The sequence below is a fragment of the Pseudomonas huaxiensis genome (genome assembly GCF_003231275.1).
Classification (GTDB): domain Bacteria; phylum Pseudomonadota; class Gammaproteobacteria; order Pseudomonadales; family Pseudomonadaceae; genus Aquipseudomonas; species Aquipseudomonas huaxiensis.
The window spans coordinates 75,777-100,967 of sequence record NZ_QKVL01000011.1; the positions used below are offsets into that span (position 1 = coordinate 75,777).

Annotated in this window: 19 protein-coding genes; 7 read left to right on the forward strand and 12 right to left on the reverse strand. The window is 64.1% G+C overall.

Annotation, left to right across the window (positions count from 1 at the left end):
• Nucleotides 1-154: 154 nt before the first annotated feature.
• From tpx to mqo, 4 genes are all read right to left on the reverse strand, one after another.
• Nucleotides 155-655, reverse strand: a complete 501-nt coding sequence (gene tpx, locus DM374_RS14525; RefSeq protein WP_110970465.1) for a thiol peroxidase — start codon at nt 653-655, stop codon at nt 155-157.
• Nucleotides 656-841: 186 nt separating this feature from the next.
• Nucleotides 842-2,122, reverse strand: coding sequence for a serine/threonine transporter (locus DM374_RS14530; RefSeq protein WP_110970466.1), 1,281 nt, complete (start codon nt 2,120-2,122; stop codon nt 842-844).
• Nucleotides 2,123-2,412: 290 nt separating this feature from the next.
• Nucleotides 2,413-3,606 (reverse strand): amino acid aminotransferase, encoded by a 1,194-nt coding sequence (locus DM374_RS14535; RefSeq protein ID WP_110970467.1) that lies wholly within the window; start codon nt 3,604-3,606, stop codon nt 2,413-2,415.
• A 157-nt stretch (nt 3,607-3,763) separates the two neighbouring features.
• Complete coding sequence (gene mqo, locus DM374_RS14545; protein WP_110970469.1) at nt 3,764-5,416, reverse strand: malate dehydrogenase (quinone); 1,653 nt, start codon at nt 5,414-5,416, stop codon at nt 3,764-3,766.
• A gap of 484 nt (nt 5,417-5,900) precedes the next feature.
• Between mqo and DM374_RS14550 the strand changes: the two genes are divergently transcribed.
• Both DM374_RS14550 and DM374_RS14555 read left to right on the forward strand, forming a co-directional pair.
• A complete protein-coding gene (locus tag DM374_RS14550) occupies nt 5,901-7,391 on the forward strand; it encodes an APC family permease (RefSeq protein WP_110970470.1) in 1,491 nt (496 codons plus the stop codon).
• 79 nt (nt 7,392-7,470) lie between these two features.
• Complete coding sequence (locus DM374_RS14555; RefSeq protein ID WP_110970471.1) at nt 7,471-8,652, forward strand: iron-containing alcohol dehydrogenase; 1,182 nt, start codon at nt 7,471-7,473, stop codon at nt 8,650-8,652.
• Between the two features lie 411 nt (nt 8,653-9,063).
• Here the strand turns inward: DM374_RS14555 and DM374_RS14560 are convergent, their stop codons facing one another.
• A complete protein-coding gene (locus tag DM374_RS14560; RefSeq protein ID WP_110970472.1) occupies nt 9,064-9,966 on the reverse strand; it encodes a LysR family transcriptional regulator in 903 nt (300 codons plus the stop codon).
• Nucleotides 9,967-10,109: 143 nt separating this feature from the next.
• Between DM374_RS14560 and DM374_RS14565 the strand changes: the two genes are divergently transcribed.
• From DM374_RS14565 to DM374_RS14580, 4 genes are all read left to right on the forward strand, one after another.
• Nucleotides 10,110-10,985, forward strand: a complete 876-nt coding sequence (locus DM374_RS14565) for a LysR substrate-binding domain-containing protein (protein WP_110970473.1) — start codon at nt 10,110-10,112, stop codon at nt 10,983-10,985.
• Nucleotides 10,986-11,078: 93 nt separating this feature from the next.
• Nucleotides 11,079-12,023, forward strand: coding sequence for a DMT family transporter (locus tag DM374_RS14570; protein WP_110970474.1), 945 nt, complete (start codon nt 11,079-11,081; stop codon nt 12,021-12,023).
• Between the two features lie 36 nt (nt 12,024-12,059).
• Nucleotides 12,060-12,374 carry a chorismate mutase gene (locus tag DM374_RS14575; protein WP_110970475.1) on the forward strand — a complete coding sequence of 105 codons (315 nt, stop codon included), beginning with the start codon at nt 12,060-12,062 and terminating at the stop codon, nt 12,372-12,374.
• Nucleotides 12,375-12,425: 51 nt separating this feature from the next.
• On the forward strand, nt 12,426-12,584 hold the full coding sequence (locus tag DM374_RS14580; protein WP_157969698.1) for a hypothetical protein: 159 nt from the start codon (nt 12,426-12,428) through the stop codon (nt 12,582-12,584).
• Between the two features lie 42 nt (nt 12,585-12,626).
• Here DM374_RS14580 and DM374_RS14585 read toward each other — a convergent pair whose 3' ends face one another.
• From DM374_RS14585 to yddG, 4 genes are all read right to left on the reverse strand, one after another.
• On the reverse strand, nt 12,627-15,053 hold the full coding sequence (locus tag DM374_RS14585) for a TonB-dependent siderophore receptor (protein ID WP_110970477.1): 2,427 nt from the start codon (nt 15,051-15,053) through the stop codon (nt 12,627-12,629).
• A 74-nt stretch (nt 15,054-15,127) separates the two neighbouring features.
• Nucleotides 15,128-16,093: a FecR family protein gene (locus tag DM374_RS14590; protein ID WP_110970478.1), complete on the reverse strand. Its 966-nt coding sequence runs from the start codon at nt 16,091-16,093 to the stop codon at nt 15,128-15,130.
• The gene (locus DM374_RS14595) at nt 16,093-16,611 is read right to left on the reverse strand and encodes a sigma-70 family RNA polymerase sigma factor (RefSeq protein WP_110970479.1); all 519 of its coding nucleotides are present in this window, start codon (nt 16,609-16,611) and stop codon (nt 16,093-16,095) included. The genes DM374_RS14590 and DM374_RS14595 overlap by 1 nt, the downstream gene beginning before the upstream one ends.
• A 65-nt stretch (nt 16,612-16,676) precedes the next feature.
• Nucleotides 16,677-17,576 carry an aromatic amino acid DMT transporter YddG gene (gene yddG / locus DM374_RS14600; protein ID WP_110970480.1) on the reverse strand — a complete coding sequence of 300 codons (900 nt, stop codon included), beginning with the start codon at nt 17,574-17,576 and terminating at the stop codon, nt 16,677-16,679.
• A gap of 234 nt (nt 17,577-17,810) precedes the next feature.
• On the opposite strand from yddG, the gene DM374_RS14605 reads away from it, so the two are divergent.
• Nucleotides 17,811-19,412 carry a hybrid sensor histidine kinase/response regulator gene (locus tag DM374_RS14605; RefSeq protein WP_110970481.1) on the forward strand — a complete coding sequence of 534 codons (1,602 nt, stop codon included), beginning with the start codon at nt 17,811-17,813 and terminating at the stop codon, nt 19,410-19,412.
• Nucleotides 19,413-19,522: 110 nt separating this feature from the next.
• Here the strand turns inward: DM374_RS14605 and tssA are convergent, their stop codons facing one another.
• Genes tssA through DM374_RS14620 form a run of 3 tightly spaced genes read right to left on the reverse strand, consistent with a single transcriptional unit; the run spans nt 19,523 to nt 25,175 of the window.
• Nucleotides 19,523-20,605, reverse strand: a complete 1,083-nt coding sequence (gene tssA / locus DM374_RS14610; RefSeq protein ID WP_110970482.1) for a type VI secretion system protein TssA — start codon at nt 20,603-20,605, stop codon at nt 19,523-19,525.
• Entirely contained in the window at nt 20,602-24,408 is a 3,807-nt protein-coding gene (locus tag DM374_RS14615) for a type VI secretion system protein (protein ID WP_110970483.1), read from the reverse strand. Before DM374_RS14615 ends, tssA begins: the two co-directional genes overlap by 4 nt.
• On the reverse strand, nt 24,405-25,175 hold the full coding sequence (locus DM374_RS14620) for a DotU family type IV/VI secretion system protein (protein ID WP_110970484.1): 771 nt from the start codon (nt 25,173-25,175) through the stop codon (nt 24,405-24,407). Before DM374_RS14620 ends, DM374_RS14615 begins: the two co-directional genes overlap by 4 nt.
• Nucleotides 25,176-25,191: the final 16 nt, after the last annotated feature.

The window sequence follows — 25,191 nt, forward strand, 5'->3', positions numbered from 1 at the left end:
CGATAAGCACTTGAGAAGGATTAGCAAAGCGCCTTTACCGGCAATTTACTGATCACTGACGTAGCCAAGACCCTGAACTTTAAATAAAAACGGCCTGGGCAAAGCCAGGCCGTGATCACGCTTCAGGTTTTTGCGGGCGCGCCCCGCGAGCGACTTACTTCAGGACAGCCAGGACTGCCTCGTAGTTCGGCTCTTCGGCGATTTCGCCAACCAGCTCGCTGTGCAGCACGTTGTCGTTCTCGTCGACCACAACCACGGCGCGGGCGGCCAGGCCGGCCAGCGGGCCGTCAGCAATGGCAACGCCGTAGTTTTCCAGGAACTCACGGCCGCGCAGGGTCGACAGGTTCTTCACGTTGGTCAGGCCTTCGGCGCCGCAGAAGCGAGCCTGGGCGAACGGCAGGTCAGCGGATACGCACAGCACCACGGTGTTGGCCAGTTCATTGGCCTGGGCGTTGAACTTGCGTACGGAGGTGGCGCAGGTCGGGGTGTCGACGCTTGGGAAAATGTTCAGCACTTTGCGCTTGCCGGCGAAGTCCTTCAGCGACACATCGGCCAGGCCCTCGCCGACCAGCGAAAACGCTGGCGCCTGGGCGCCGGCTTTTGGCAGCTCGCCGTTGACCTGAACCGGATTGCCTTTAAGAGTCACTTGAGCCATGAACGGAGTCCTTATGCGAGAGGATAAAAGGACCCAGAGTTAAGCACGAAAGTGAGCGTCCACCTATGGGCTGAATGCAAATTGTTGAATTGCCGGACAATTCTTGTGGACAAAACAGCCTCTAGAAACCGAACAATCCATCGCGACGCCCAGCGTGCCGTGACACCGGGCCGTCGCGATGAAGCCTCACGGAATCAGCGAATACACCACCGACGACAAAGCCACTAGCCCCACCAGGGTCACGAATACGTTGGACATCGCGCCACTGTATTTGCGCATCGCCGGCACGCGGCGGATCGCGTACATCGGCATCAGGAACAGGATCGCCGCGATCACCGGGCCGCCCAGGGCTTCGATCATGCCGAGAATGCTCGGATTGAGCGTGGCGACGATCCAGCACACCACCAGCATCAACGCGGCGGTGACCCGGTCCAGGGTCTTGGCCTGAGGACGCTTGCCGGTCTTGAGGATGATGCCTTTGAGGCCTTCGCTGGCACCGATGTAGTGGCCGAGGAACGACTTGGCAATCGCGACGAAGGCAATCAGCGGCGCGGCGAAGGCAATGGTCGGGTTGCTGAAGTGGTTGGCCAGGTACGACAGGATCGACAGGTTCTGCGCCTTGGCCTCGGCCAGTTGCGCCGGGGTCAGGGTCAGTACGCAACTGAACACGAAGAACATCACCATCGCCACCATCAACAGGTGCGCGCGGGCCAGGATCTGTCCGCTGCGCTGGTCGGCGTGCTCACCGTAGCGGCGTTTCTGGTCGACGGCGAAGGCCGAGATGATCGGTGAATGGTTGAAAGAGAACACCATGACCGGGATCGCCAGCCACAGGGTGTGCAAGAAGGCGCTGCCCGCAGGCAGCTCGCTGGCGGTGCTGAGGATGCCGCCGTTCCAGTGCGGAATCAGGAATACCGCGAGAAACGCCAGGGCCACGATAAACGGATAGACCAGCAGGCTCATCGCCTTGACCGTGGCCTGTTCACCGCAACGCACCACGGCCAGCAGGCCGAGGATCAGCACGAACGACAGCAGCGCCCGCGGCGGCGGCTGGATGTGCAGTTGGTGTTCCATGAAGCTGCCGACCGTGTTGGTCAGCGCCACGCTGTAGATCAGCAGGATCGGGAAGATGGCGAGGAAATACAGCACGGTGATCATTGCACCGGCGCTGAGGCCGAAGTGTTCTTCGACGACTTCGGTGATATCGCCGTCGCCGCGCCCGGAGAGGACGAAGCGGGTCAGGCCGCGGTGGGCGTAGTAGGTCATCGGGAACGCCAGCAGCGCCAGGATCAGCAGCGGCCAGAAGCCGCCGAGGCCGGCGTTGATCGGCAGGAACAGCGTACCGGCGCCGATGGCGGTGCCGAACAGGCCGAGCATCCAGGTAGTGTCTTGACGGGCCCAGCTACCGAGGGTCGCAGCTGGGGTCGATTCAAAGCGTTGTTCAACGCTTGGGGCCTGCTCATTCATTCCGGGTGCAACTCCACACGCAAGACTGCAACAGCGCCGGAAGTGGCGAAACAGACGCCTCAACGCACCCCGGCCATCAAAGAGGGGCGCGATTGTGCGCTGAAAGGTTGCACTTGCAAAGCCCTGTCCGAGGAATGGTTGCACCGTTGCGGTGCGGCGACAGGCTGAGAACTGAGCGGGTTGCTGATGGCCTCATCGCCGGCAAGCCGGCTCCCACAAGGTCGGTGCACACAGCACCTGTGGGAGCTGGCTTGTCGGGGCGCCGAACCGCAGCGATGAGACCCTGAAGATCACTGCACCGCAGCAAATGCCTCAGCCACCTGCTGCAGATTGTCCGGGCGCAGGCCCGACATGCACACGCGGCCGCTGTCGATCAGGTACACGCCGAACTCGTCACGCAGGCGACGAACCTGGGCCACGCTGAAACCGGTGTAGCTGAACATGCCGCGCTGGGACAGGAAGAACGAGAAGTCTTTGCCCGGCAACAGCACCGCCAGGGCGTCCACCAGACCCTGGCGCATGTCCAGGATACGCAGGCGCATCTGCTCGACTTCAGCCACCCACTGGGCATTCAGGCCGGCATCGTTCAACACCGCCGCCACCAGTTGCGCGCCGAAGGCAGGCGGGCTGGAGTAGTTGCGGCGCACGGTGGCCTTGAGCTGGCCGAGCACGCTTTGCATGGTGTCGGCGTCATCGCAGACCACCGACAGGCCCCCTACCCGCTCGCCGTACAGCGAGAAGATCTTCGAGAACGAGTTGCTGACCAGGCACGGTACGCCGGCACGGGCGGCTTCGCGGATGGCGAAGGCGTCTTCCAGCAGGCCTTCACCGAAGCCCTGGTAGGCGATGTCGAGGAACGGGATCAGGTTGCGCGCCTTGACCACCTCGATCACCTGTTGCCATTGCCCCTGATTCAGGTCGGCGCCGGTCGGGTTGTGGCAGCACGGGTGCAGCAGGACGATGCTGTTGGCAGGCAGGGTCTGCAGCGCCGCGAGCATGCCGTCGAAGTTGACGCCACGGGTGTTCTGGTCGAAGTACGGATAGGTATGAACCTTGAAACCGGCACCTTCGAAGATCGCGCGGTGGTTGTCCCAGGTCGGATCGCTGACCCAGACCTGCGATTCGGGGAAGTAGCGCTTGAGGAAGTCGGCACCGACTTTCAGTGCGCCGGAACCGCCGACGGTCTGCACAGTAGCAACGCGGCCGCCGGTCACCGCAGGGTGATCAGCGCCGAACAGCAGGTTCTGGATCGCCTGACGGTAGCCGGCCAGACCTTCCATCGGCAGGTACAGCGAGGCTTCGTGGGGCTTGTCGGCCAGGCGCTTCTCGGCCTCGCCCACCGCCGCCAGTTGCGGCACCACGCCGGCGGCGTCGTAATACAGGCCGATGCTCAGGTTGACCTTGTTGGCCCGAGGATCGGTCTTGAAGGTCTCCATCAACGAGAGGATCGGATCGCCGGCATAGGCATCGACATGTTTGAACACAGCGCGCAACTCCTTGGGACAGGGTCAATCGAACAAAGTGTGTCGAGGATACCCGGAGTGCGAGCGCAGGAACATGCCCTTGGTGCAACCGTTCAGTGCAGAACTGCACGTGGGACGTTTGCATCCGACAGTCGCCCTGCCGGATGCAAACGCGCGGTCAATTGCCGGCGTCAGGGTTGAGGTCCGGGTCGGCGTTGCCGGTCTTCTGCCCCAGCGGATCGATGTTGTCCGGATTGGCCGGATCCTGGCGCTGGTCGATGCCTGGCGCCGGGGCCAGTTGCAGCACCTCGTTGGTGTAGGCCCACTCCTTGGCGACCAGGTCAGGATGGTCGTTCAGGTGCATGCCGTAGCTGGGAATGATCTGCTTCAGTTTCTCCTGCCAGGCCGACGAGGCGAGGCGGTCCTTGAACACCTTCTGCATCAGGTCGAGCATGATCGGCGGCGCGGTGGAAGCGCCCGGCGAGGCACCCAGCAGGCCGGCGATGGTGCCGTCCTTGGAAGCGACCACTTCGGTGCCGAGCTTGAGCACACCGCCCTGGCCCTCGTCTTTCTTGATGATCTGCACCCGCTGGCCGGCCTGCCACAGGCGCCAGTCTTCCTTCTTGGCTTTGGGGAAGTAGGTCTGCAACGCGGCAAAGCGGTCGTCATCGGACTGCATCACCTGGCCGACCAGGTATTTCACCAGGTCGAACTCACGCAGGCCCACGCGCATCATCGGCCAGGTGTTGTGCAGCGACATGCTGGCGAACAGGTCGAGGTAGGAGCCTTCCTTGAGGAACTTGGTAGAGAACGTGGCAAACGGCCCGAACAGAATCACCCGCTTGCCATCCAGCACCCGGGTGTCCAGGTGCGGCACCGACATCGGCGGCGCGCCGGTGGAGGCAATGCCGTAGGCCTTGGCCATGTGCTGCAGGGCGATGTCCTGATTGTCAGTGACCAGGAACGAGCCACCGACCGGGAAGCCCGCGTAGTCCTTGGCCTCGGCGATGCCGGATTTCTGCAGCAATGGCAAGGCCGCGCCACCGGCACCGATAAACAGGAACTTGGCGTCGGTGGTGGATTTGCTGCCGTCCTTGAGGTTCTTGTACTCGACGCGCCACGAACCGTCGTCGTTGCGGGTGATGTCCTCGACCTCGCTGGACAGCTTCAGGCTGAAGTTCTGCCGGGTCTGCAGATAGGCCACGTACTGGCGGGTGATTTCACCGAAGTTGACGTCGGTGCCGATGGGCGTCCAGGTGACCGCAAGCTTCTGCTGTGGATCACGCCCGTCCATCATCAGCGGCACCCATTTCTTGATCTGCTCGGGGTCTTCCGAGTACTGCATGGGCCGGAACAGCGGGCTGGCCTGCAGCGCTTCGTAGCGTTTCTTCAGGAAGCGGATATTGTCGTCGCCCCAGACAAAGCTCATGTGCGGCGTGGTGTTGATGAACGAACGGGGATTCTTCAGCACACCGTTCTTCACCTGCCAGGCGAGGAACTGTCGGGTGATCTGGAAGGATTCGTTGATTTCGACGGCCTTGGTGATGTCCACCTTGCCGTCTTTCTCCGGCGTGTAGTTCAGCTCGGCCAGGGCCGAGTGGCCGGTGCCCGCGTTGTTCCAGCCGTTGGAGCTTTCGTTGGCGACCTTGTCCAGGCGCTCGACCAGTTCCATCGACCAGCCCGGTTCCAGTTCGTTGAGCCAGATCGCCAGGGTCGAACTCATGATGCCGCCGCCCACCAGCAGCACGTCGACCTTCTTCGCCTCGGCGGCCTGCACGCTGGCGAAGCCGCACAGCAACGTCAGCCCGGCGAACGCCGCTCTCCATTTCATCCCGATCGTCATGTTTTCTCCCACGAGGCGAGCCTCGATGTGATTGGCGTGAATTCCCTGCCCATTGGACCGACCGCCGGCACCCCGTGCCGCGGTCTTCGCGCCCTGGTGCACGCAAGGCAAGCGAAGCCCGATGGCGGTCCTTGAAAGCACAGGGCTTCGAGGGCCGCGAGCGGCGAACAGTTCAAAGGCTAGCTCAGCCCGCGCGGCCTGCCGTGCAACGTTTCAGGTCGCAGCACAGATTTGCGCGGCGATACTCATAGACAGGACGAACGACATCGGCTGTTCTTTTGCGCCGATCCACTATCGGCGCGCACGGCAAACATCAAAAAATCCTGATGCCAGCCATCGCAACGATGAATTTTTCCTGATGCGAAGCCGACATACTCTGGCCAGGAACCCGCCCGGCCCAATCCGGGGCAGCCGAGTGCCCACAGAGGCACCGGATCTCGATAACAATTCCAATACCTGCCGAGGATCCCCTATGCCCGTCCCTCTTCCGTCCAATCAAGACGAGCACCTGCTCGCCAGCCACGGCTATCGCCAGGAGCTGGATCGAGGCCTGAGCCTGTGGTCGTCGTTTTCCGTCGGCTTCGCCACCATTTCGCCGGTTGTCGGCATCTATTCGGTGATGTCCCTTGGTGCGATCAGCATCGGTCCGTCCTGGGTCTGGATCGTGCCGCTGTGCCTGTTGCTGCAACTGAGCGTGGCCCTGGTCTACGCCGAACTGTCGTCGCAGTTCCCGCTGGCCGGTGGTTGCTATCAATGGGTGCGCCGCCTGGTGGGTGACCGCCTGGCCTGGTTCACCGGTTTCCTGTATCTGGCTGCGGCGCTGGCGTCGCTGACCACCGTGGCCTACCTCGGCGGTTTCTGGCTCGGCCTGTTGATCACCAACGAACCGCCCTCGGCCAACACCCAGGTGGCCTGTGGCGCGGCGCTGCTGGCGCTGGGCCTGGGGGTCAACCTGCTGGGCATCAACCCACTGAAGTACTTCGTCAACGCCGGGATCTTCGCCGAAGCCATCGCCTCCATCGGCATCGGCGTGCTGTTGCTGCTGTTCTTCCGCAACCATGATTTCAGCCTGCTGTTCACCAGCATGGGCGCCGAAAGCGCGTCCGGCGGCTCTTACACGAGCGGCCTGCTCACCGCGCTGGCGGTGTGTGGCTGGGCCTTCCTCGGCTTCGATGCCTGCTCGCAACTGTCCGAAGAAACCACCGACGCCCGCGTCTCCACCCCGCGCGCCATCCTGCGTTCGATGCTGGTGGTGGGCCTGACCGTGATGCTCACCGCCTTCGCCGTGACCCTGTCGTTCAAGGACCCGGCCGCAGTGGTCAGCGGCCAGATCATCGATCCGGTGACCCCGGCGGTGGTGGATGCCTTTGGCGCCTGGGCCGAACGGCCGTTCGTCGCCATTGTGCTGATTGCGTTCGTCGCCTGCGTGGTCTCGGTGCAGACCTACATCGGCCGGGCGATCTTCGGCATGGCCCGCGACGGCATCCTGCCGGGCTCGGCGTTGCTGCGCCGGGTAGACCGACGCAAAGTGCCGATGGCAGCGATGGTGTTCAGCACCCTGGTGGCCAGCCTCGGTCTCGGCCTGGGCCTCAACGCCACGGCGGTGGGCACCTTGATCGCCTTCGGCAGCGGCGGCTTCTTCTTCGTCTTCCTGATTGTCAGTGTCAGCGCCCTGTATGCCCGTCTGAGCGGTCGCTGGGACCCGGCCAAAGGCGCCCTGCAACTGGGTCGTAAAGGCCTGGTGATCAACATCATCGCGGTCTGCTGGCTGCTTTTCGAAGCGATCAACGTGGCCTGGCCGCGGGAACTGCTGGCTCCGCCCGGAGCGCCGTGGTTCCAGGTGTGGGCGGTGGTGGTGGTGTTCTCCGTCCTGGCCCTGTTCGGCCTGGCTTACCTGCTGATCGCCAAGCCCCATCGCCGTATCGCCACCAGCCTCAGCTTCGCCGGCCGCGCCGTCGACTGATTCACCCCCCGCTCCGCCCGCTCTGTTCACCGGCCTTTTGCTGGCGGGGCGGGCTTGCGCCTGAAAAAAGGAATTCGTCATGTCCACCCTGCATTACTGGAACTACCCCACCGAGATTTTCTGCGGTGCCGGCGCCCTCGACCTGCTGGCCCAACGCTGCGCCCTGGCCGGCATGCGCCGCCCGTTGCTGGTGACCGACCCCGGCATGCTGGAACTGCCGCCCCTGCGCGCGGTGCGCGAGCATCTGGATGCCCAGGGCGTTGATTACGCGCTGTTCCACGGGCTGTCCGGCAACCCGAGCCTGGACGAAGCCCGCGCCGGTGCCCAAGTGTTCGCAGACGGCCAGCACGACTCGCTGATCGCCCTCGGCGGCGGCAGTGCGCTGGACGCGGCCAAGGGCATCGCCCTGCTCAGCCGTGATCCGCAAGGCCTGGAACGCTTCGAATGGGCGCAAATACTGGAGCACTTCCCGACCCTCGCCAACTACCCCGCGCTCGATCTGCCCGCGCTGATTGCCATTCCCACAACCGCCGGTACCGGCTCGGAACTGGGCCGTGAAGCGGTGCTCACCGACACCGTGCAAGGCGTGAAAAAGGTCATCGGCCACCGCGAACTGCTGGCCCGCTGCGTGATCCTCGACCCGGCGCTGACCACCGGCCTGCCGGCAAAACTGACCGCCGCCACCGGGATGGACGCCCTCACCCACCACCTGGAAGCGCTGTTCTCGCCGCTGCATCACCCGATGTCCGCCGGCGTCGCCGTGGAAGGCGTTCGGCAGGTGAAGCTGCACCTGGAAAACGCCGTTCGTGATGGCAATGACCTGGTTGCCCGCGAAGGCATGCTTGTGGCCTCGGCCAGCGCCGCCGTGGCGTTCCAGAAAGGTCTCGGCGGCGTGCACGCCCTCGCCCATCCGCTGGGTGCGCGCCATCACCTGCACCACGGCTTGCTCAATGCGGTGTTGTTGCCTTATGTGCTGCTGGCCAACCGCAGCGCCATCGAAAGCGACGCTGCGCGCCTGGCGCGTTATCTGGAACTGGACGATGCCAGTTTTGACGGACTGCTGCCCTGGGTGCTGGAACTGCGTGGTCGGGTGGGGATTCCCGATACCCTCGCCGAACTGGGCTTGACCGGCGAGGATGCCGCGCTTATCGGCGAGCTGGCGCTGGCGGATATCTCGTCGTCGGAGACCAATGCGTTGCCGCTGACGGCTGCTGACTATTCGCGGATTTATCGCAATGCGGTGGTCGGGAAGTTGATCTGAGCATGGGTAACGGCGACTAGGTGCTAGCCGACAGTTTTTCCAGCGTTCTCAAGATCGAGCGCCGCCCGCGCGGCGCATCGCGACGGTTCGGCGCTCCGACAAGCTCGCTCCTACAGTAGGTTGCAACGTGCCTATGTCTGTCAGGCCATGGTTGACGGCCTTGTTTGTACAACGCGGTATCGAGTCGATCCCAACAGCTTCAACGCGATTCATCGCGAAACGCAAAAAGGCGGGCAACACCTCTCTGACAGGCCATGGCACGTTGCAACCGATGTAGGAGCGAGCTTGCTCGCGATGCGCCGCGCGGGCGGCGCTCGATCTCGAGAGCGCTAAAACCCCGTCGGCTAGCACCTGGCCGCCCTGACCAGATCCCCTGACAAGCTACATGAGATGTGTACAACCTATACGCAACTAAACACCCAACCCATGCACCGCCAGCAAATCCTCGATAAACGCCCGCGCCGCCTCACTGCGCGGCCGGCCGGTGTAAGTGATCATGCTGTGCACCACCTCGTAGCGCAGCCGCTCAGGTTGCAAGGCGCGCATGCGACCGCGCTCGATCCAGATCTGCGCATAGTGGGTCGGCAGGTAGCCCAGATGGGTGCCCGCCAGCACCGCATGAGCCACCGCTTCCATATGGTAGGCGGTGGCCCGGCTGCGCTCGGGGCGCAGCGGCAGGTCCTGGTTCTCGGGAAGAAAGCCGTGGCTGATCCAGTTGCACGCGGCAATGCGCTCCAACGCCGGCTCTGCTTCGTCGAACAACGGATGCCGATCGCCACAGAACACCCCGATCTCCTCGGTGTACAACGGCAGGTAATCCAGGCTCGGCCGCGAGCGGCTGAAGTACGACACCGCCAGGTCCAGTTGCCCGTCGATCACCGCCAGTTCCAGCTCGGTGGGTGAGTTGACGTACAGGTTCAACTGCACGTCCTGCTCACGCCGATAGAAGGTCGCCAACGCCTCGCCGAAGCGCGCCTGCGGCAGCGTCGCCACGTTGTCCGCCAGCCCCACATACAGATCGCCCACCAGATTGCCCGACAGCGCCTGCGCCTCGTCACGGAACAGGCCGATGGCGTCGAACATCGCCTGTGAGGCATCGAGAATCCGCTTGCCCTTGGCGGTCAGGCGAAAACCGCCCTTGCCGCGCTCGCACAGGCGGTAACCCAGACGCTTTTCCAGGCTGCCAATGTGCATGCTGATATTCGACTGGCTCATGTTCAGCTCGGCCTGGGCCGCGGTGAAGCCGCCGCATTTCACCACGGTGGTGAAGATGCGTAGCAGGCGCAGGTCGAGGTCGGTGACGGTTCGGAGCATGGCGGGATTCGGAACATTTGAGGGGCGCCCAGTGTAGACCGGCGCCTGCAGGCTTCGGAGATTTTTCTGACACGAACACTGTTCATCCCGGCGCTGCGGGCGTAGCTTCAACCCGTCAGCCAGCCAGTAGAAATTCCATCGCCATGTCGACGCCCTCTCTCAACGCCCTGCGCATCTTCGAAGTGGTCGCCCGCCACGGTAATTTTCGCCTTGGCGCCGAGGCGCTGGGCGTGACCCAGGCCGCCGTGGCGCAGCAGATCCGCGGGCTGGAGGCCAGCCTCGGGCTGAAGCTGTTCGAGCGCCTGCCCCGCGGCCTGGCCTTGACCGAGGCGGGGCGCTCCTATGCAGTGAGCATTCGCAAAGCCTTCGAACTGATCGACGAAGCCACCCGCGCGTTGCGGCCGGAGCCCACCCACCTGACCATCAGCGTCACCCCGAGCCTCGCTTCGCGCTGGCTGATCCCGCGCTTGTCCGGGTTTACCGAGCGTCATCCGGAAATCGATCTGCGGGTGCTGGCCACAGAGCGCCTGTCGCACTTCCAGACCGACGCCGTGGACATCGCCGTGCGCTACGGCAACCCGCCTTTCGGGCCGGGCCTGAATGCCGAGTTGCTGTTCGATCAGCGCATCGTCGCGGTGGGCAGCCCCGCGCTGTTGCAGGCCCACGGCATGCCCAACGGCTTCGCCGACCTGCGCAATTTCGTGCTGCTGCACGATGCCCACAATTTCTGGCCGCAGTTCATCGCCCAGGTGTTCGAGCATCCCGCCGAGGTCACGCCGAAGAACGTGCGGTTCAACCAGACATCACTGGCGATCGAGGCGGCCATCGCCGGACAGGGACTGGCGCTGGCCAGCCATTTCTTCGTCCGCGACGATATCCGCGCAGGCAGACTGCAGGCCGCCGTCGAGGCTGAGTTGAGCGCAGAAACCGGGTTCTGGCTGGTGTGGCCACGCAAGTCCCGGCACCCGGCAGCGCAGGCGCTGGTGCGGCAGTGGCTGGAAGAACAGGCAAGCCAGTAGTTTTTCTATCGAATCAGAGAATTCGCGCTGTCTCTCTCCTGGGGCGCCGCGTTGATAGGCTGGACACCTGTTCATCCTTGCCGGAGCACGCCTGTGCCAACCGAAAAAGTCTCACCTTCCGCCGTTATCGCCTTCGTCTTTCTGGGGCTGATCTGGGGCAGCAATTTCATCTTCGTGAAGTGGGCCGCGCAGGACATCAGCCCGCTGCAAATCACCTTGATGCGGGTGCTGTTCGGTTTCCTGCCGGTCATGGCCTACGCACTGCTCAAGCGCGAACTGCGCTGGGCGCACTGGCGCCACGCACATCATTTCGTGGTGATGTCGCTGCTGGCCACGGCACTGTATTACTACGCCTTTGCCCTGGGCACGGCGCTGCTGCCGTCGAGCGTGGCCGGCGTGCTCAGCGGCGCGATCCCGTTGTTCACCTTTCTCGGCGCGGCGCTGTTCCTGCGTGGGGAAACCATCAACGGTACGCGGATCGCCGGGGTCATCCTCGGCTTTATCGGCGTGCTGCTGATCGCCCGCCCCTGGTCCGCCACCGGTGACATCAGCCTGGCCGGGGTCGGCTACATGCTTGGCGGCTCGTTGTGCGTGGGGCTTTCGTTCGTCTATGCGCGGCGCTATGTCAGCCCGCTCGGCCTGCCCGTGGCGGCCTTGACCACCTACCAGATCGGCTTCGCCCTGCTGTTCTTGCTGGCCGTCACGCCCATGCGCGGCATCGACGCGCTGTTCGCCGATACTCGCGCCTGGGTGGGGCTGACCCTCGGCCTGGGCCTGCTGGGCACTGGACTGGCCTACATCGCCTACTACTTCATCGTCGAATCCCTCGGCGCCATCGCCGCCTCCAGCGTCACCTACATCCCGCCCGTGGTGGCGCTGCTGATCGGCGTAGTGCTGGCCGGTGAATCCACGGACGCCATCGCCCTGCTCGCGATCGTGTTTATCCTCGCCGGGGTCGCCTGTCTGCAGATTGGCGGGCTGACCCGCCGCCGGGCTTCGACACCGACAGTTGACCCGGCAGCAAGGGTTCATCAATGATCGGCGCTCGCCTCAATTGGACAGGAATACTTGATCATGGATGTACGCTGCACCTCCCTCGACGAAGTCCGCCAACACATCGACCGCATCGACCGCGATCTCGTCACCCTCCTCGCCCGGCGCGGCAATCTGGTCGCCCAGGCAGCCGCTTTCAAGAAAACCTCCGATGATGTCCGCGCCCCGGCGCGGGTCGAACAGGTGATTACCAAGGTGCGCGGTATTGCCGAAGAAACCGGTGCCTCGGCGCAGGTGGTGGAACAGGTCTACCGGGCGATGATCGATGCGTTCATTGCCGAAGAACTGGACACCCATGCGGCGCTCACCGCAAAGGCGGCACGCCCGCTGGCATGAGCGCTAGCCCGTGACACCCTCGGGAACGATGTGAATCTGGCGTTCAAGGGCATGATCGGGATCAACTCGAGCGATGACGTCGCCAACGTGGATATCTCGCAGTTCGCTGACAGCGCCGGGTTGAGGGACAAGATGGGAGCGATCTACAGCGCCGAAGGCAATAACCTCGGCGGCAAGAAGGTCTGTTTCCTGGTCAGCGAAGAAGAGTAGAACGCCGTGAAACGGGGGAGCCTTGCGCTCCCCCGTGACCAGTCAGAAGTCCCAGCGGGTGGTGACCATCACGTTGCGTGGGTCGCCGTAGGACACCGAGCTGTAGAAGCCGACGTTGGTGTAGTAGGTCTTGTCGAACACGTTGTTGAGGTTGACCGTGGCCGACAGGTTGTCGGTGATCTTGTAGCGGGCCATCAGGTCGACCAGCCAGAAGTCGTCCTGGGTGAATTTCTCCTGAACGCCTTTGGCGCGGTTGGTCAATATTTGCCAGGACTGGCCCTGCCAGCGCGCACCACCGCCGACGGTCAGACGCTCCAGCGGACCCTGCAGTTTGTAGGTGGTGTAGACGTTGAACTGGTCCTGCGGCTCCCAGGTGGAGACCTTGTCGCCATGCTGGTCACGCACGATTTTATGGGTGTAGCCGCCCATCAGGTTCCAGCCGGTGGCCAGTTCGCCGCTCATTTCCGCTTCGACGCCCTTGGTGGTCGCGGTGATGCCGTAATAGGCGTCGTAAAGGTTCGGCAGGGTCGGGTTGGCGTTGTAGTCGCTGTCCGATTCCGGGCGGTTTTTCTCGTGGACTTCGAAGTACGCCAGGCTGGCATTCAGGCGACCATCGAAGAATTCGCCCTTGATACCCAGCTCGTAGTTCTGGCCTTCGTCGGGTTCGAGCATCTTGTTGGTGCGGTCGCGGTAGTCGGTTTGCGGCAGGAAGATGTCGGTGTAGCTGGCGTACAGCGACAACTCATCGTTGAGGTCGTAGGTGACGCCGACATAAGGCACCAGGCGCCCGGTTTCGCGGGTGTCGCTGGTGCCGGTGATCTTGTAGTTGGCCAGCCGAGCGCCCAGCAGCAGGTGCAACTCGTCGCTGAGGCTGAAGCGCGAGGTCAGGTAGCCACCGGTCTGCCAGGTGGTCTGGTCGGTGCGGTAGCTGACATCGCCCCAGTCCGGCTCGATGCCGCTGCCGCCATCCCAGTTCCAGAAGTCGTAGGAATTGCTGTCGCGGTAGGTCGCGGTCCAGTAGTCCTTGCCCTTCCAGTGCGCCTTGGACGCGGCCGCGCCGACCACCAGTTGGTGCTCGCGACCGAACAGCGAGAACGGCCCGCTGAAGTAGACGTCTGCCGAGTCGGTGGTGGTTTCGCCGGTGTACTTGTTGCCGTAGATCGAGGTCACGCCGGTGGTGGCGTTGGGTCGGCCCTGGATCGAGCCGAGCGGCGCGTAATAGCCGTTGATCTGGTGGTGCACTTGCGCCTTGCCGACCCATTCGTTGGCGAAGCTGTGTTCCAGGGTGGCGAACACGGTACGGGTGTATTGCTCCCAGCGACTCCATTCGGCGCCGTTATTGAACGAGCGCGAGGTGCTGATGCGGTTGCCCTGGCTGTCGTAGATCGGAACGCTGCCGGACCAGCTGGAACCTTTCGGGTCGTTGTCCTGGTAATCAGCACCGACGCTCAGCAGGGTGTCGGGATCGAGGTCGAATTCGAGGATGCCGTAGTAGACGCTGGTCTTGCGCTCGTAGTGGTCGATGAAGGAGTGCTTGTCCTGGTAGGCCGCCACGGCACGACCGCGCACGTTGCCAGACTCTGTGAGCGGGCCGCTGGCATCCACCTCGGAGCGGTAGCTGTCCCAACTGCCGGCGCCCAGTTCGACATGACCTTTGAAGTCGGCGGTCGGCTTCTTGCGCACCAGGTTGATGGTGCCGCCGGGGGCGCCCGCGCCGGTGAGCAGGCCGGTGGCGCCCTTGAGCACTTCGACCCGGTCATAGATGGCGATGTCACTCAGGGTCTGCCCCGCCGAGTAGGCCGCGGTGCGGGTGGTGGGGATGCCGTCGTACTGGAAATTCTGGATCGAGAAGCCGCGGGCGTAATAGTTGCTGCGGTCGGAGTCATAGGAGGCAACGGTGATGCCCGGGGTGTGGCGCATCACGTCGTCGATCGAATTGAGGCCGAAATCATCCATATGCTGGCGGGTCACCACGGTGATCGACTGCGGTGTTTCCCGCGGTGTCAGCACCAGCCGCGTGGCGGTGGCAATGGTGCCCGGCGTGTAGGAGCCGCTGTCTTCAGTGATGGTACCGAGCTGGTTGGCAACCACGCTGGTGGCGCCCAGTTCCATGGCGCTACCGCTGACCGGCACGGCTTCGATCTGGAAGCCATCGGCGCTGGCTCGCGCTACCAGGCCGCTGCCCTTGAGCACCTGGGCAAAGCCTTCGGCGACGGTGAAGCGGCCGTGGACACCCGGGCTGACCAGCCCCGCCACTTGCTGCGAGCTGACCGAAATCGGCGCGCCGGCGGCCTGGGCGTAGCGGCCCAGCACTTCGCCGAGCGGGCCGCCGGCGATATCGAACGCCAGGACCTGCTGCTGGGCGAAGGTCAATACGGGGGCGACAAGGGCAATGCCGCCGAGGGCCAGCCGCAGGCTGAGGCAGAGACGGCTGGGACGCAGGGACAGCGCGCGCAACGATGAAGCCATGGTTTCGGTTCTCCTGAGTGTGTTGGCCCAGGGGAGGACGGGCGAAAAACGAAAACGCGAAGCGGAATTGCAAATTATTTGCGTTCTTCTTCATCCAGAGGCGTCACCTGGGTCAACCACGGCGTGAAATGCGTTACCTGCAACGGCAATGTGCGCTCCAGCAGGCGCAAGGCACGGTCGCTGTCGTCGGTCGGCAACATCACCGTGACCCGCATGCCGGCCAGCGCCTCGCGGTCGAACGACAGCAGTCCCGGACGATGCCGCGCCAGACGCTCCAGCACATCGCTCAACGGCTGGTCGGTGACCAGCAACTGATGGTGATTCCAGGCGCCCTCCTGCGCCGCGACATCCACCCGCTGCACCGCGCCGATGCCGTTGGCATCCACCCGCACCTGCTCGCCCGCGTTCAGCACCAGGGTGCCGACAGGGCTTTCGATCCGCGTCGACGATTCGAGCATGGTCACCCGCGTGGCGTCGTCGCGGCGCTCGACGATAAAGCGCGTGCCCAGCGCACGGATGCTGCCCTGCGGCGTGTCGACATAGAACGGCCGCTGCGCATCCTTGGCCACCTGCACGCGCAGTTCGCCACGCAGCAGATGGACGCGCCGCTCCTGCGCATCGAAATGCCAGTCCACCGCCGAGTCACCGTTGAGACTGATCTCGCTGCCGTCAGTCAGGCGCTGCTCGGTCCAGGTGCCACGGGCGGTGCTCAGGTCCGCCAGCAGGTAGCCGCGCTGCCAGTGCTGATACCCCAGCAACCCCGAACCGACCAGCAAGCCCGCCAACGCCAGCGCCTTGATCGCCTGCCCTCGCGGACGGCCCTGGTGCGCACGCCGCAGCGCGGCGCGGGCCGGCTGGCGCGGCAATTCGGCAAGGGGGCTGAGATGGCCCTGCAAACGGGCGATGGCGGCGCCATGCTGCGGGTCGGCGGCTAGCCAGACGTGATAGGCCTGACGCGTAGCGGCGTCGGTTTGGTTGTCGAGGCGCACCAGCCATTCGGCGGCCTGACGCAACACGGAAGCGGAAACGGCGGCGCTCATCAGGCCTCCTGGGCGACGAGGTCGCAGATCAACAGGGCTTCCACCAGATCCTTTTGCACCGTTCTGATCGACACGCCGGTCTGGCGGGCAATCTGCTCCTGGCCCAGTCCTTCCAGATGGCGCAACACAAAGGTCTCACGCACCCGCGAATGCATGCGCGCCAGCGCCCGGTCGATGCCTTCCAGCACCTGGATCGCCTGGAGAATCTGCTCCGGCGACGGCGCCTGCTCCAGATACGACGCGCAGCGTTCCAGCTCTTCGCGATAGGCCTGCTCCAGACGCTGGCGCCGGCCGTTATCGATCAGCAACCGGCGTGCCACCGTGGCAAGAAACGCCCGTGGTTCACGCGGCGCGACATAGGCACCGGCGGTGAGCACACGAATGAAGGTGTCTTGCGCAAGGTCGGCGGCGTTATGCGGGCACTGCATCCGCCGCCGCAACCAGCCCAGCAACCAGCTGTGGTATCCCTGGTACAACGCGTCGAGGGTGTCGCTCCGGGGCGGCGGGCTGGAGTCCATGGCAGAATTCACACAAATGAGAATTATTCATATTAATGCTGGCCATGGAAAGGCCGCAAGTGCCATTACGCTGCCACCGCCCTCGCGCGCGTCGCCTGCCAGCAGATCAACGATCCCAACGTCACCAGCAACGCGCCCTGCCAGAACTGCCCGCTCAGGTGCGCGCCCAGCCAGATCGAGGCAAACGCCGAAGACAGCACCGGGGAAAAATACGACGCGGTAGCCAGCAGCGTCAGGTTGCCGCGCAGGATGCCCAGGTTCCACAGCGCGTAGCCGCCGGCCATGGCCACGCCTGCGGCGAGCAGTTCCAGGCTGTTGCTCGCGGTGAACGCCGGCAACGGCGCCCCGCTCAAAGCGAACTTGATCCACAACAGGCAGGCGGTGAGGAAGAAGAACAGCACCACCAGGTTCTGCCCGTTGGCATAGCGGCGGGTGACGTTGCAGTACAGCGCGAAGGTGACCGCGCAGCTCAGCGCCAGGCCGTAACTCAGCGGGTTGGACTGCACGTTGGCGATGATCCGTGTCAGCGACAAACCGTCGCCACTGACCACCCAAAGAATTCCCGACAACGCCAGCGCCGTGCCCGGCACGATCAGCCAGCGGGCGCGCTGGCCGTTCATGAAAATAGCCAGCAGCACCGTCAGGCAGGGCCAGAAGTAATTCAGCACCATCAATTCGATGGCCTGCTGCGCGTCATTGGCGAAGCCCAGCGCCAGCGACAGGCAGATTTCATAGGCGACGAACAGCGCGCTTCCGCTCAGCAGATAAACCCGCGGCACCGAGCGCAACCGCGGTCGCCCGAGCAACGCCAGAAGCATCAATGTGCCCAGCGTGTAGATCAACGCCGCGCCGCCGAGCGCGCCGAAGATTTCGCTGATGCTCCTGATCAAGCCGGACGCCGTGCTCCACAGCAGGATCGCCAGCAAACCACACACCGTTGCCGCCCGCGTTCCGCTGATTGTCATGCTTGCTCCCCGCCAAAAGGCGTCGAGTCTAACGGAAACCTTGCACAAGATCGGTTAAAAAACCGCACAGGCAAAGCAACCAACAAGCGGCACGGCGGTCTGGATAAAAATGATGGCACTTGAACCCGCCATCCAACACAGCGACGTTTCAGCCGGTGCCATCACTGGTACGGGGACGCGCAAAAATTCAGGGGACCGGCCAGGCCGGTCGATGGCAGGAAGAGGAACTGTCCAGTGGCAAATACACCTACACGAGTCGATGACTCTTCGACTGCAGATATCTCCCGTCACCCCAAGGACATCTTTTTCGCGGCGGTGGAAACCACACGAATGCCGATGATCGTCACCAACCCCAACGCTGCCGACAACCCGATCATCTTCGCCAACCAGGCCTTTCTCGACATGACCGGCTATGCCCCCGACGACATCGTCGGCAAGAACTGCCGGTTTCTCCAGGGCCCGGATACCGATCCCGATGTGGTGACCTCGATCCGTGATGCGATCAAGGGCCGCTACGACTTCGCCACCGAAATCCTCAACTACCGCAAGGACGGCAGCACGTTCTGGAACGCGCTGTTCATCTCGCCGATCTTCAATGAGAAAGGCGAGTTGATCTATTTCTTCGCCTCGCAACTGGACGTCAGCCGGCGGCGGGATGCCGAGGACGCCCTGCGCCAGTCGCAGAAAATGGAAGCGCTGGGCCAGCTCACCGGCGGCATCGCCCACGACTTCAACAACCTGCTGCAGGTTATGGGCGGCTACATCGACCTGATCCGCACCGCCGCCGAGAAGCCCGCGCCGGACATGGACCGGATCCGCCGCAGCACCTTCCACGCCCGCTCCGCCGTGGACAAGGCCAGCACCCTGACCAAACAACTGCTGGCCTTCTCGCGCAAACAGAAACTGCAAGGCCGGGTGCTCAACCTCAACCAACTGGTGGAAACCGTCCAGCCGCTGGTGAGCCGGACCTTCGGCGACAGTGTGCTGGTCGAATACGACCTGGAGCACTCGCTGAAAAACTGCCGCATCGACCCGACCCAGGCCGAGGTGGCCCTGCTCAACGTGTTCATCAATGCCCGCGACGCGCTGATCGGCCGCAAGGCGCCGCGGGTGTTCATCGAGACCCGCAATGTGCTGGTGCGCGACCTCGCCATCGCGTCTTACGACGGCTTGTTGCCGGGGAACTACGTCAGCCTGTCGATCACCGACAACGGTATCGGCATGCCCGCCAGCATCCGCGACCGGGTGATGGACCCGTTCTTCACCACCAAGGAAGAAGGCAAAGGCTCGGGCCTTGGGCTGTCGATGGTCTACGGCTTCGCCAAGCAATCCGGCGGCGCGGCGCGGATCTACACCGAGGAAGGCGCCGGTACCACCCTGCGCCTGTATTTCCCGGTGGACAGCGGCACCGTGCTGCCGGTGGAACGGCGACTGACCTCAGAGGCGAAGAACGGCCATGAAACCGTGCTGATCGTCGAAGACCGGCCGGATGTGGCGGAGTTGGCGAAGATGGTGCTGGAGGATTACGGCTACTACGCCGAGATCGTGCTGAATGCCCGCGAAGCGCTGAAGTGCTTCGAAGCTGGCGAGCGTTTCGACTTGTTGTTCACTGACCTGATCATGCCGGGTGGCATGAATGGCGTGATGCTCGCCCGCGAAATCCGCCGCAGCCACCCCACCACCAAAGTGCTGCTGACCACCGGCTATGCCGAGAACTCCATCGAGCGCACCGATATTGGCGGCTCGGAGTTCGAGGTGATCTCCAAGCCCTACCTGCCCCACGACCTGGCGCGCAAGGTGCGGCAGATTCTGGACTCGCCGGGGGGGATTGCTTGAGGGGTGTCTAGCGATCTCAAGATCAAAAGCATCGCTGGCAAGCCAGCTCCCACAGGTTTTGTGTGCGCCTCATAACCCTGTGGGAGCTGGCTTGCCAGCGATGAGCCCCCCTACAAAACCCCCATCAACGTCCACAACCGCCGTGCCTCGGCATCGGAGCTGATCAACTCCCCCAGCAATTCCCGCAGCGGCTTGTTGCCCCACTCCACGCCCCGGCGAATCAGGTACGGTACCGGGCTGTGGGGTTCGGTGCGGGCCAGGTAATCCGCGATCACCAGCAACTGCCGATAAGCTTCATCGCGGGTACGGGGTTCGGTGGACGGCAGGCGGGTTTCGGTGACGGGGGCATCCATCGTCGCTGGGCTCTCCGGTTGTGGCTCGGGGGTTTCGACAGGAACAACCTGCGGCGGATGCAGGGCGACGAACTCTTTAAGCAGGGTTTCCAGGGTCTGCAGGACCGTGCGCAACTGGGCGAAAGCCGGCGCGGAATCGCCCAGGTGACGGTCGCACCAGCCATCGAGCAGCAGCAGTTGCGCCTGGCCGTTCTGCACCGCCAGCAGCCCTTGCTGCCACCAGCTCAGGGGCGTGAGGCGCACCTGCTCGCTGATTTTTTTCTGCAACGCATGAGCCGCCTCGGCGGCGACCTTGGCCGGCTTGCTGTCGTTGACCTGCACCTGCCGAAGCTTCATCTGTTGCCAGTCTTGCAGACTGAAGCGCTCCACGTCGCCCGGCGTCTGCGGCAGCAGTTGCAGACGCGACAGCAAGACCTCTTTGTAGCGCGTCGCCACCCATTCCAGCGGCGCGGCTCGCCAGTCGACGTCACCGTTCTCCACCAGCGGATGCACCTGGTCGGGGTAGCGTTCGCACAGCCCGCCCAGCAACGCCAGGGCGTTGACCACCCCGGCCATGCCCTCGCGGTGCAGCCAGGCCTCGCCGAGCCAGGCGGCGACCATCAGGTCTTTGCTGCGCTCACGCAACACCTGGGTGGCCTGCCGCTCAAGGCCGGCCCAGTCGGCGCGCTTGACCTCGTTGGTGGACCAGACGCCGGTGGGCAACGTGGTGTCTTCTTCGCGGCGCATTTCTCGCATCGCGGCGAAGACCGCGTCATAAGTCAGGCTGGGGCCACACGGCGACTCGACGGAAATCGGTTCGAGCAACTGGCCGACCCGCTGGGAAAAGCCGGGTGAGGTCATGGGTAATCTCCTGTGTCGGCAACCGAACGCGGCGCATAGCCGAACGGTGAAAGCGGTGCCTGGACCGGCAACGGGTGAATGGACAGCGGTGCCTTGCCGCCCTGGCTCATCAGCGACAGGCGCAGGAACATCAAGGTCTGGTTCTCTTCCTCAGGCTGGGCGTGCACCGGCACTTCCAGGCTCAGCGGGAACTCGGTGTAGTCAACATTCGGCTGGCGCAGCATGGAGCTGTGGGCACTGATCAGGCGCAGCAGCGCCCAAGGGCCCTGGTACTGCCATTCGGCTTCCAGACCGCTGACATGCAGTTGCTGTTGCGAAGGGTCATTGACCGGCCGCTGGGTGCCGTCTCGCGCCCAGCGCAGGCGCAGGCTCAACGGTTGGCCGACGCTCCAGTGCAGCACTTGATCCTCGCCGGGGTGGACGATCTCGCGGTTACCCGCCCCCAGCGCCCAGGTGATGACCTGATCGGCGCCGCGCTCGCTGTCGCGGTCGGTGCGCCAGCGCACTTCCATGTCGATCCCGGAAAGCCCGGCGTTGTCACGCACCAGCATGGCGCCGAGCCACGGCCGCGCCCGCGCCACGCGGTCGAGAAACTCGCTGGCGGCGGCGCGATCGCGGGAAGCCAGCAGGCCGAGGCCATCGCGGGCCTGGGGCAGGCGGTTATCGATCAGGGTCAGGAAGTACTGCACCCGCGCCGGGTCGGCGTCTGGTGCACGCTGATCGGTAGCGAACGGGAAACGCCCGGCCAGGTACTGGTTGAAGTAGCCGGCCAGTTCGTTCCAGGCGCTGGACACCGCCTGGCGCTGCAGAAACTGGCAGCGCTGCAAGGCGTTCTGCTGCAGGCTGACCCAGCGCTGGGTCAGTTGCCCGGTGGCGTGTGGCGCATTGGCGGAGAGCAGAATCTTCAGGCAACTGCTCTGGTCCATGTCGTTGAAGTCGCGCACGATCAATTGGGTGATCAGCGCCGGCGAACTGGACGGGTTCTGCGCCTTGTACTTGGTCATTTCCTCGCCCAGCGAGTGGAAGCGCGTGACCAGTTCCGACTCGCTCAGGTTGAGGTTGGGCACCTGAGTCATCAGCCATTCCAGTGCCGGCGCGGTCTGCTCGGTGATCACCGTGATGACGCCGAACTGCTGGTCGAGGCTGCTCTTCAGATCCTGCGCGTCGACGGCGCGGAACAGCCGCAGACCGAAGTCCTTCGTGCCATCCCACTGGTTGATGTCGGCCCGGTCACGGAACACCGGCTGCTGGAACACCTCCTCTATGGCTTGCGCCACATCGGCCAGCGCGCTCTGGTTGAGTGCGGTCTGCAAGCCGCCGGCCAGTTCCGGTCGCTGCAACTGCATCAGCGCGCGGTGCACTGCCACGGCCTGGTCAGTGCGCACCTGGAACGACGGCAGGCTTTCCAGTTCGCTCAGCGGCGCCTGCCGGTTGAGGCTCAGCCACATGGCATCGGCGGCGGTGTTCTCGGCAGTCTTGAGCAAGGCATTGCGGTACACCGGCGGGATGCCCGACATCGACTCATGGGCATACGTCTTGTAGCTCTCGTAGTAACTCTGGGCCAGGCGCAGGCCTTCGCTGTCGACATGGCTCAACTGATCGCTGTCGCCCGTTCCGTCATCACGCAGGGCACGGGCCACGAAGTCGCGCTTGAGCAGCAGGTTGATCGCGCTGTGCAGGTGGATGATGCGTTCCTGCAAGGCCAGTTGCCCGGTGGTGGTCTGCACCATCAGGCTTTTGCTCGACGCGCCCTGCGCCACCCACTGCTCCTTGAAGTGGAACTGCATCTGCTCGGCGCGACGCTCGATTTCCTCGGCCACCGCCGGGCCCAGCGACTTGCTCTGGCGCACTTGCGCGAGCAGGTCGCTATAGCCGGCGACCAGGTCCTGGCCCTTGCCGCGGCTCCAGGTGGAGTTGGTCAGGTCGATGGAGGCTTGCAGGTCCTCGATCAACGCGTCCATGTGCTCCAGCTCCTTGAGGGTCTGCGGCGCACCCGCCTCCAGACGGTCAAGGTAGAGCTTGAGGTAACCGGCCGAACTGATGAAGCCGTCGGTGCGGAAGTAATGACCCAGCCAGCTTTCCATCAATTGGTTGAAGTTGGCCGTGATGGTGCTGCGGTGCAGCGACAGGTCCAGTGGTTTGAGCGGTGAAATGCCCTCTGCCACCAGCAGGCGGTTGTAGAACCCTTCACGCGGCAGGGTTCCGGCATTCAGGTTGAGGTCCAGGGTCTGATTGCTCAGGGGGATCAACTGGTCGAGCGGGGTTTTCTGGTTGGCCAGGGCCTGGGTGTAGAGGCTGGCGGCCTGCTCCAGGCGGTTGACCTTCTGCACCAGTTCACGGGCCTTGAGGTAGCTCGGCCATTGCGCCGGATCGCCGTCCTGCGCCGAACTGCGGCGACTGTTGTCGTTGATCGCCAGGACATCGCGCAAATCAGCCTGCAAGAGGTCGTGGATCGGCTGACGCATATGGCTCATGGACGTGTGCTGCAACACCTGGTCCAGACGGTCATCCAGCGAGGAGAACCATGAGGTCGGATAGGCCAGCGAGGTGAAGTGCCAGCGCGGTGCGCGTTCCAGCACGGTCCAGAAGGCCTGCACGTTGTGCCGGGTCAGTTCCTTGCGGTGGCTGTCATCGCCGACCGCAACGTAGTCGTTCTGCGCGTTCTGCAACAGCCGCGACAACTCGCCGGCATCGCGTACCGAGTCGTTCCAGACCCAGGCCATCGCCACCACCCAGACCAGCCCCACCACCGCCGCGCAGATCGCCGCGACTCGCTGCCAGCGCTGACGCAGTTGCAGCAGCCGCGGAATCGGCTGGGCCAGGCCGCGCTCGGCGTTGATCCGTTGCTGCCAGAGGCCGTGGGCAAAGACGTTTTCCTGCAGCGGCTGATCCAGCGCGGTCAACGCCTCAGCATTGCCCTGGAACGCCTGGGCGCCAGTGAAGTACAGCCCGCGCAGAACCGGTGCCTCGCCGTGGGTATTGCCCTGGAACACCGGCCACAACAGCATCTGCAGGTTGCGGCGCAGGCCATCGATGCGCTGCGGCAGCGCGTCGAGGTCATCGTGCAGTTCACCTGACAGGGTACCCATCTGGATGATCGCCTCGGACAGCGCCTGGCTGACCTGCTGCATGGCGTCTTCAGTCCACTGCGACTGCCAGGTTGCATCGGCGGCATACGGCGACGACCAGCCCAGCATCTGCCGACGGGTTTCTTCCGGCAAGGCATTGGCCAATTCCTGGAAGCCCGGCACGGCCTCCATGCCGGTGATCACTACATACACCGGCAGGCTCATGCCCAGCCGGTGTAACAAGTCGATGAAGCGGCGCCGGGCGTCCAGGCCCAGGGTCGCGGCGCGGTCGGCATCCAGCAGGTCGGCGGCAGCGACGGTCCAGATCACGCCATCCAGCGGCCGACGCGAACGCAGCCGCAGCAACAGGCCGAGCAGGCTCCACCAGCCACCGGCCTGCTTCATGCCCTCGCCGGGCAGGAACACCGATTGCGGCACCACCAGCACCGCACCGGAAGGATCGGACCACCAGCGCCCGAACCAGGCCGGCTTGTCGATGGCATTGAGGTTCCAGCTCGCGCACAACTGCGCACCCTGCACCTCGTCACCGAGCATCAGCATCCACGGCGCCTGATAGCGCCCGCCGCCGCCCTGGTCATGCTCCATCTGGCGCACGGCAAAATAGAAGCTGCGCACAGCGGCGCCATTGCGGTTACGCAGCCAGAGCACCAGCAGTACCAGAAGCAGCAGGATGACGACGATGCCGACCACCCAGCCCAGCGTCGACAGACTCATGAAGTTGGCTCCTGGACCTGGAAGGGTGTGGCCAGGTGCAGCACTGGCGACAGCTCGTCGCCGATATCACGCCAGAACAGATGACCGACGCCGATCAGCAAAAAGGTGATGCCCAGCACCAGCAGGCCAAGACGCAGCCCATCGGGCATCGACTCGCGCACCGGTAACTGCTGCGGCGCCACACTGGCCGGTTCGGCCAGCAAGGCGCTGACGTTGGCGTAATCCGGATCGCGCTGGCGGGTCAGGTTGAACAGCGCATGCCGCCATTTGGCATGCAGCGCTTCGCCGCCAGGACCGCGCAGGCGCCCGTGGAAGCCAAGGATCAGGCACAGCAGGTAGACGTTGCCGAGGTCGCGGCTGGTGGGCGCCTGTTCGTCGAGCAGGCGCTTGATTTCCACCGGCACGCGGTCCCCCGCCTGGCGGCTGGAATACAAACGCAGCTCCAGCGGCCGCTCCTGCCATTCAGGCTGGCCCGGCCAGTCGGCGAACAACAGGGTTTCGTCCACCAGCGCGACAAAGGCATAGACCATCGCCTTGATCTGCAAAGGCGCCGAGTCGCCGACGCTGGCGAACGCGGTGCGCCACAGACGGCGGGTGGCTTGGGTGGACAACTCGACCACCTGTTCGAGCAATTGCCCGGTGTCTTCGGCGCGCTTGTCCAGCTCGTTCCAGGCTGCCAACCACTCCTGCCACGCCTCGCGAAAGGCGTTGGTCAGCGGAGCGTCCTGCACGCCGCGAAAGCGCGATACGGCAATCCCTTCTGGCATAGGTGTCCTTACCGTG

What these genes read in the sequence shown, in the direction of transcription:
- tpx (WP_110970465.1), bottom strand. Translation starts at nt 655, where the DNA reads ATGGCTCAAGTGACTCTTAAAGGCAATCCGGTTCAGGTCAACGGCGAG.
- DM374_RS14530 (WP_110970466.1), bottom strand. Translation starts at nt 2,122, where the DNA reads ATGAATGAGCAGGCCCCAAGCGTTGAACAACGCTTTGAATCGACCCCA.
- mqo (WP_110970469.1), bottom strand. Translation starts at nt 5,416, where the DNA reads ATGAAATGGAGAGCGGCGTTCGCCGGGCTGACGTTGCTGTGCGGCTTC.
- DM374_RS14550 (WP_110970470.1), top strand. Translation starts at nt 5,901, where the DNA reads ATGCCCGTCCCTCTTCCGTCCAATCAAGACGAGCACCTGCTCGCCAGC.
- DM374_RS14555 (WP_110970471.1), top strand. Translation starts at nt 7,471, where the DNA reads ATGTCCACCCTGCATTACTGGAACTACCCCACCGAGATTTTCTGCGGT.
- DM374_RS14560 (WP_110970472.1), bottom strand. Translation starts at nt 9,966, where the DNA reads ATGCTCCGAACCGTCACCGACCTCGACCTGCGCCTGCTACGCATCTTC.
- DM374_RS14565 (WP_110970473.1), top strand. Translation starts at nt 10,110, where the DNA reads ATGTCGACGCCCTCTCTCAACGCCCTGCGCATCTTCGAAGTGGTCGCC.
- DM374_RS14575 (WP_110970475.1), top strand. Translation starts at nt 12,060, where the DNA reads ATGGATGTACGCTGCACCTCCCTCGACGAAGTCCGCCAACACATCGAC.
- DM374_RS14580 (WP_157969698.1), top strand. Translation starts at nt 12,426, where the DNA reads ATGATCGGGATCAACTCGAGCGATGACGTCGCCAACGTGGATATCTCG.
- DM374_RS14585 (WP_110970477.1), bottom strand. Translation starts at nt 15,053, where the DNA reads ATGGCTTCATCGTTGCGCGCGCTGTCCCTGCGTCCCAGCCGTCTCTGC.
- DM374_RS14590 (WP_110970478.1), bottom strand. Translation starts at nt 16,093, where the DNA reads ATGAGCGCCGCCGTTTCCGCTTCCGTGTTGCGTCAGGCCGCCGAATGG.
- DM374_RS14595 (WP_110970479.1), bottom strand. Translation starts at nt 16,611, where the DNA reads ATGGACTCCAGCCCGCCGCCCCGGAGCGACACCCTCGACGCGTTGTAC.
- yddG (WP_110970480.1), bottom strand. Translation starts at nt 17,576, where the DNA reads ATGACAATCAGCGGAACGCGGGCGGCAACGGTGTGTGGTTTGCTGGCG.
- tssA (WP_110970482.1), bottom strand. Translation starts at nt 20,605, where the DNA reads ATGACCTCACCCGGCTTTTCCCAGCGGGTCGGCCAGTTGCTCGAACCG.
- DM374_RS14615 (WP_110970483.1), bottom strand. Translation starts at nt 24,408, where the DNA reads ATGAGTCTGTCGACGCTGGGCTGGGTGGTCGGCATCGTCGTCATCCTG.
- DM374_RS14620 (WP_110970484.1), bottom strand. Translation starts at nt 25,175, where the DNA reads ATGCCAGAAGGGATTGCCGTATCGCGCTTTCGCGGCGTGCAGGACGCT.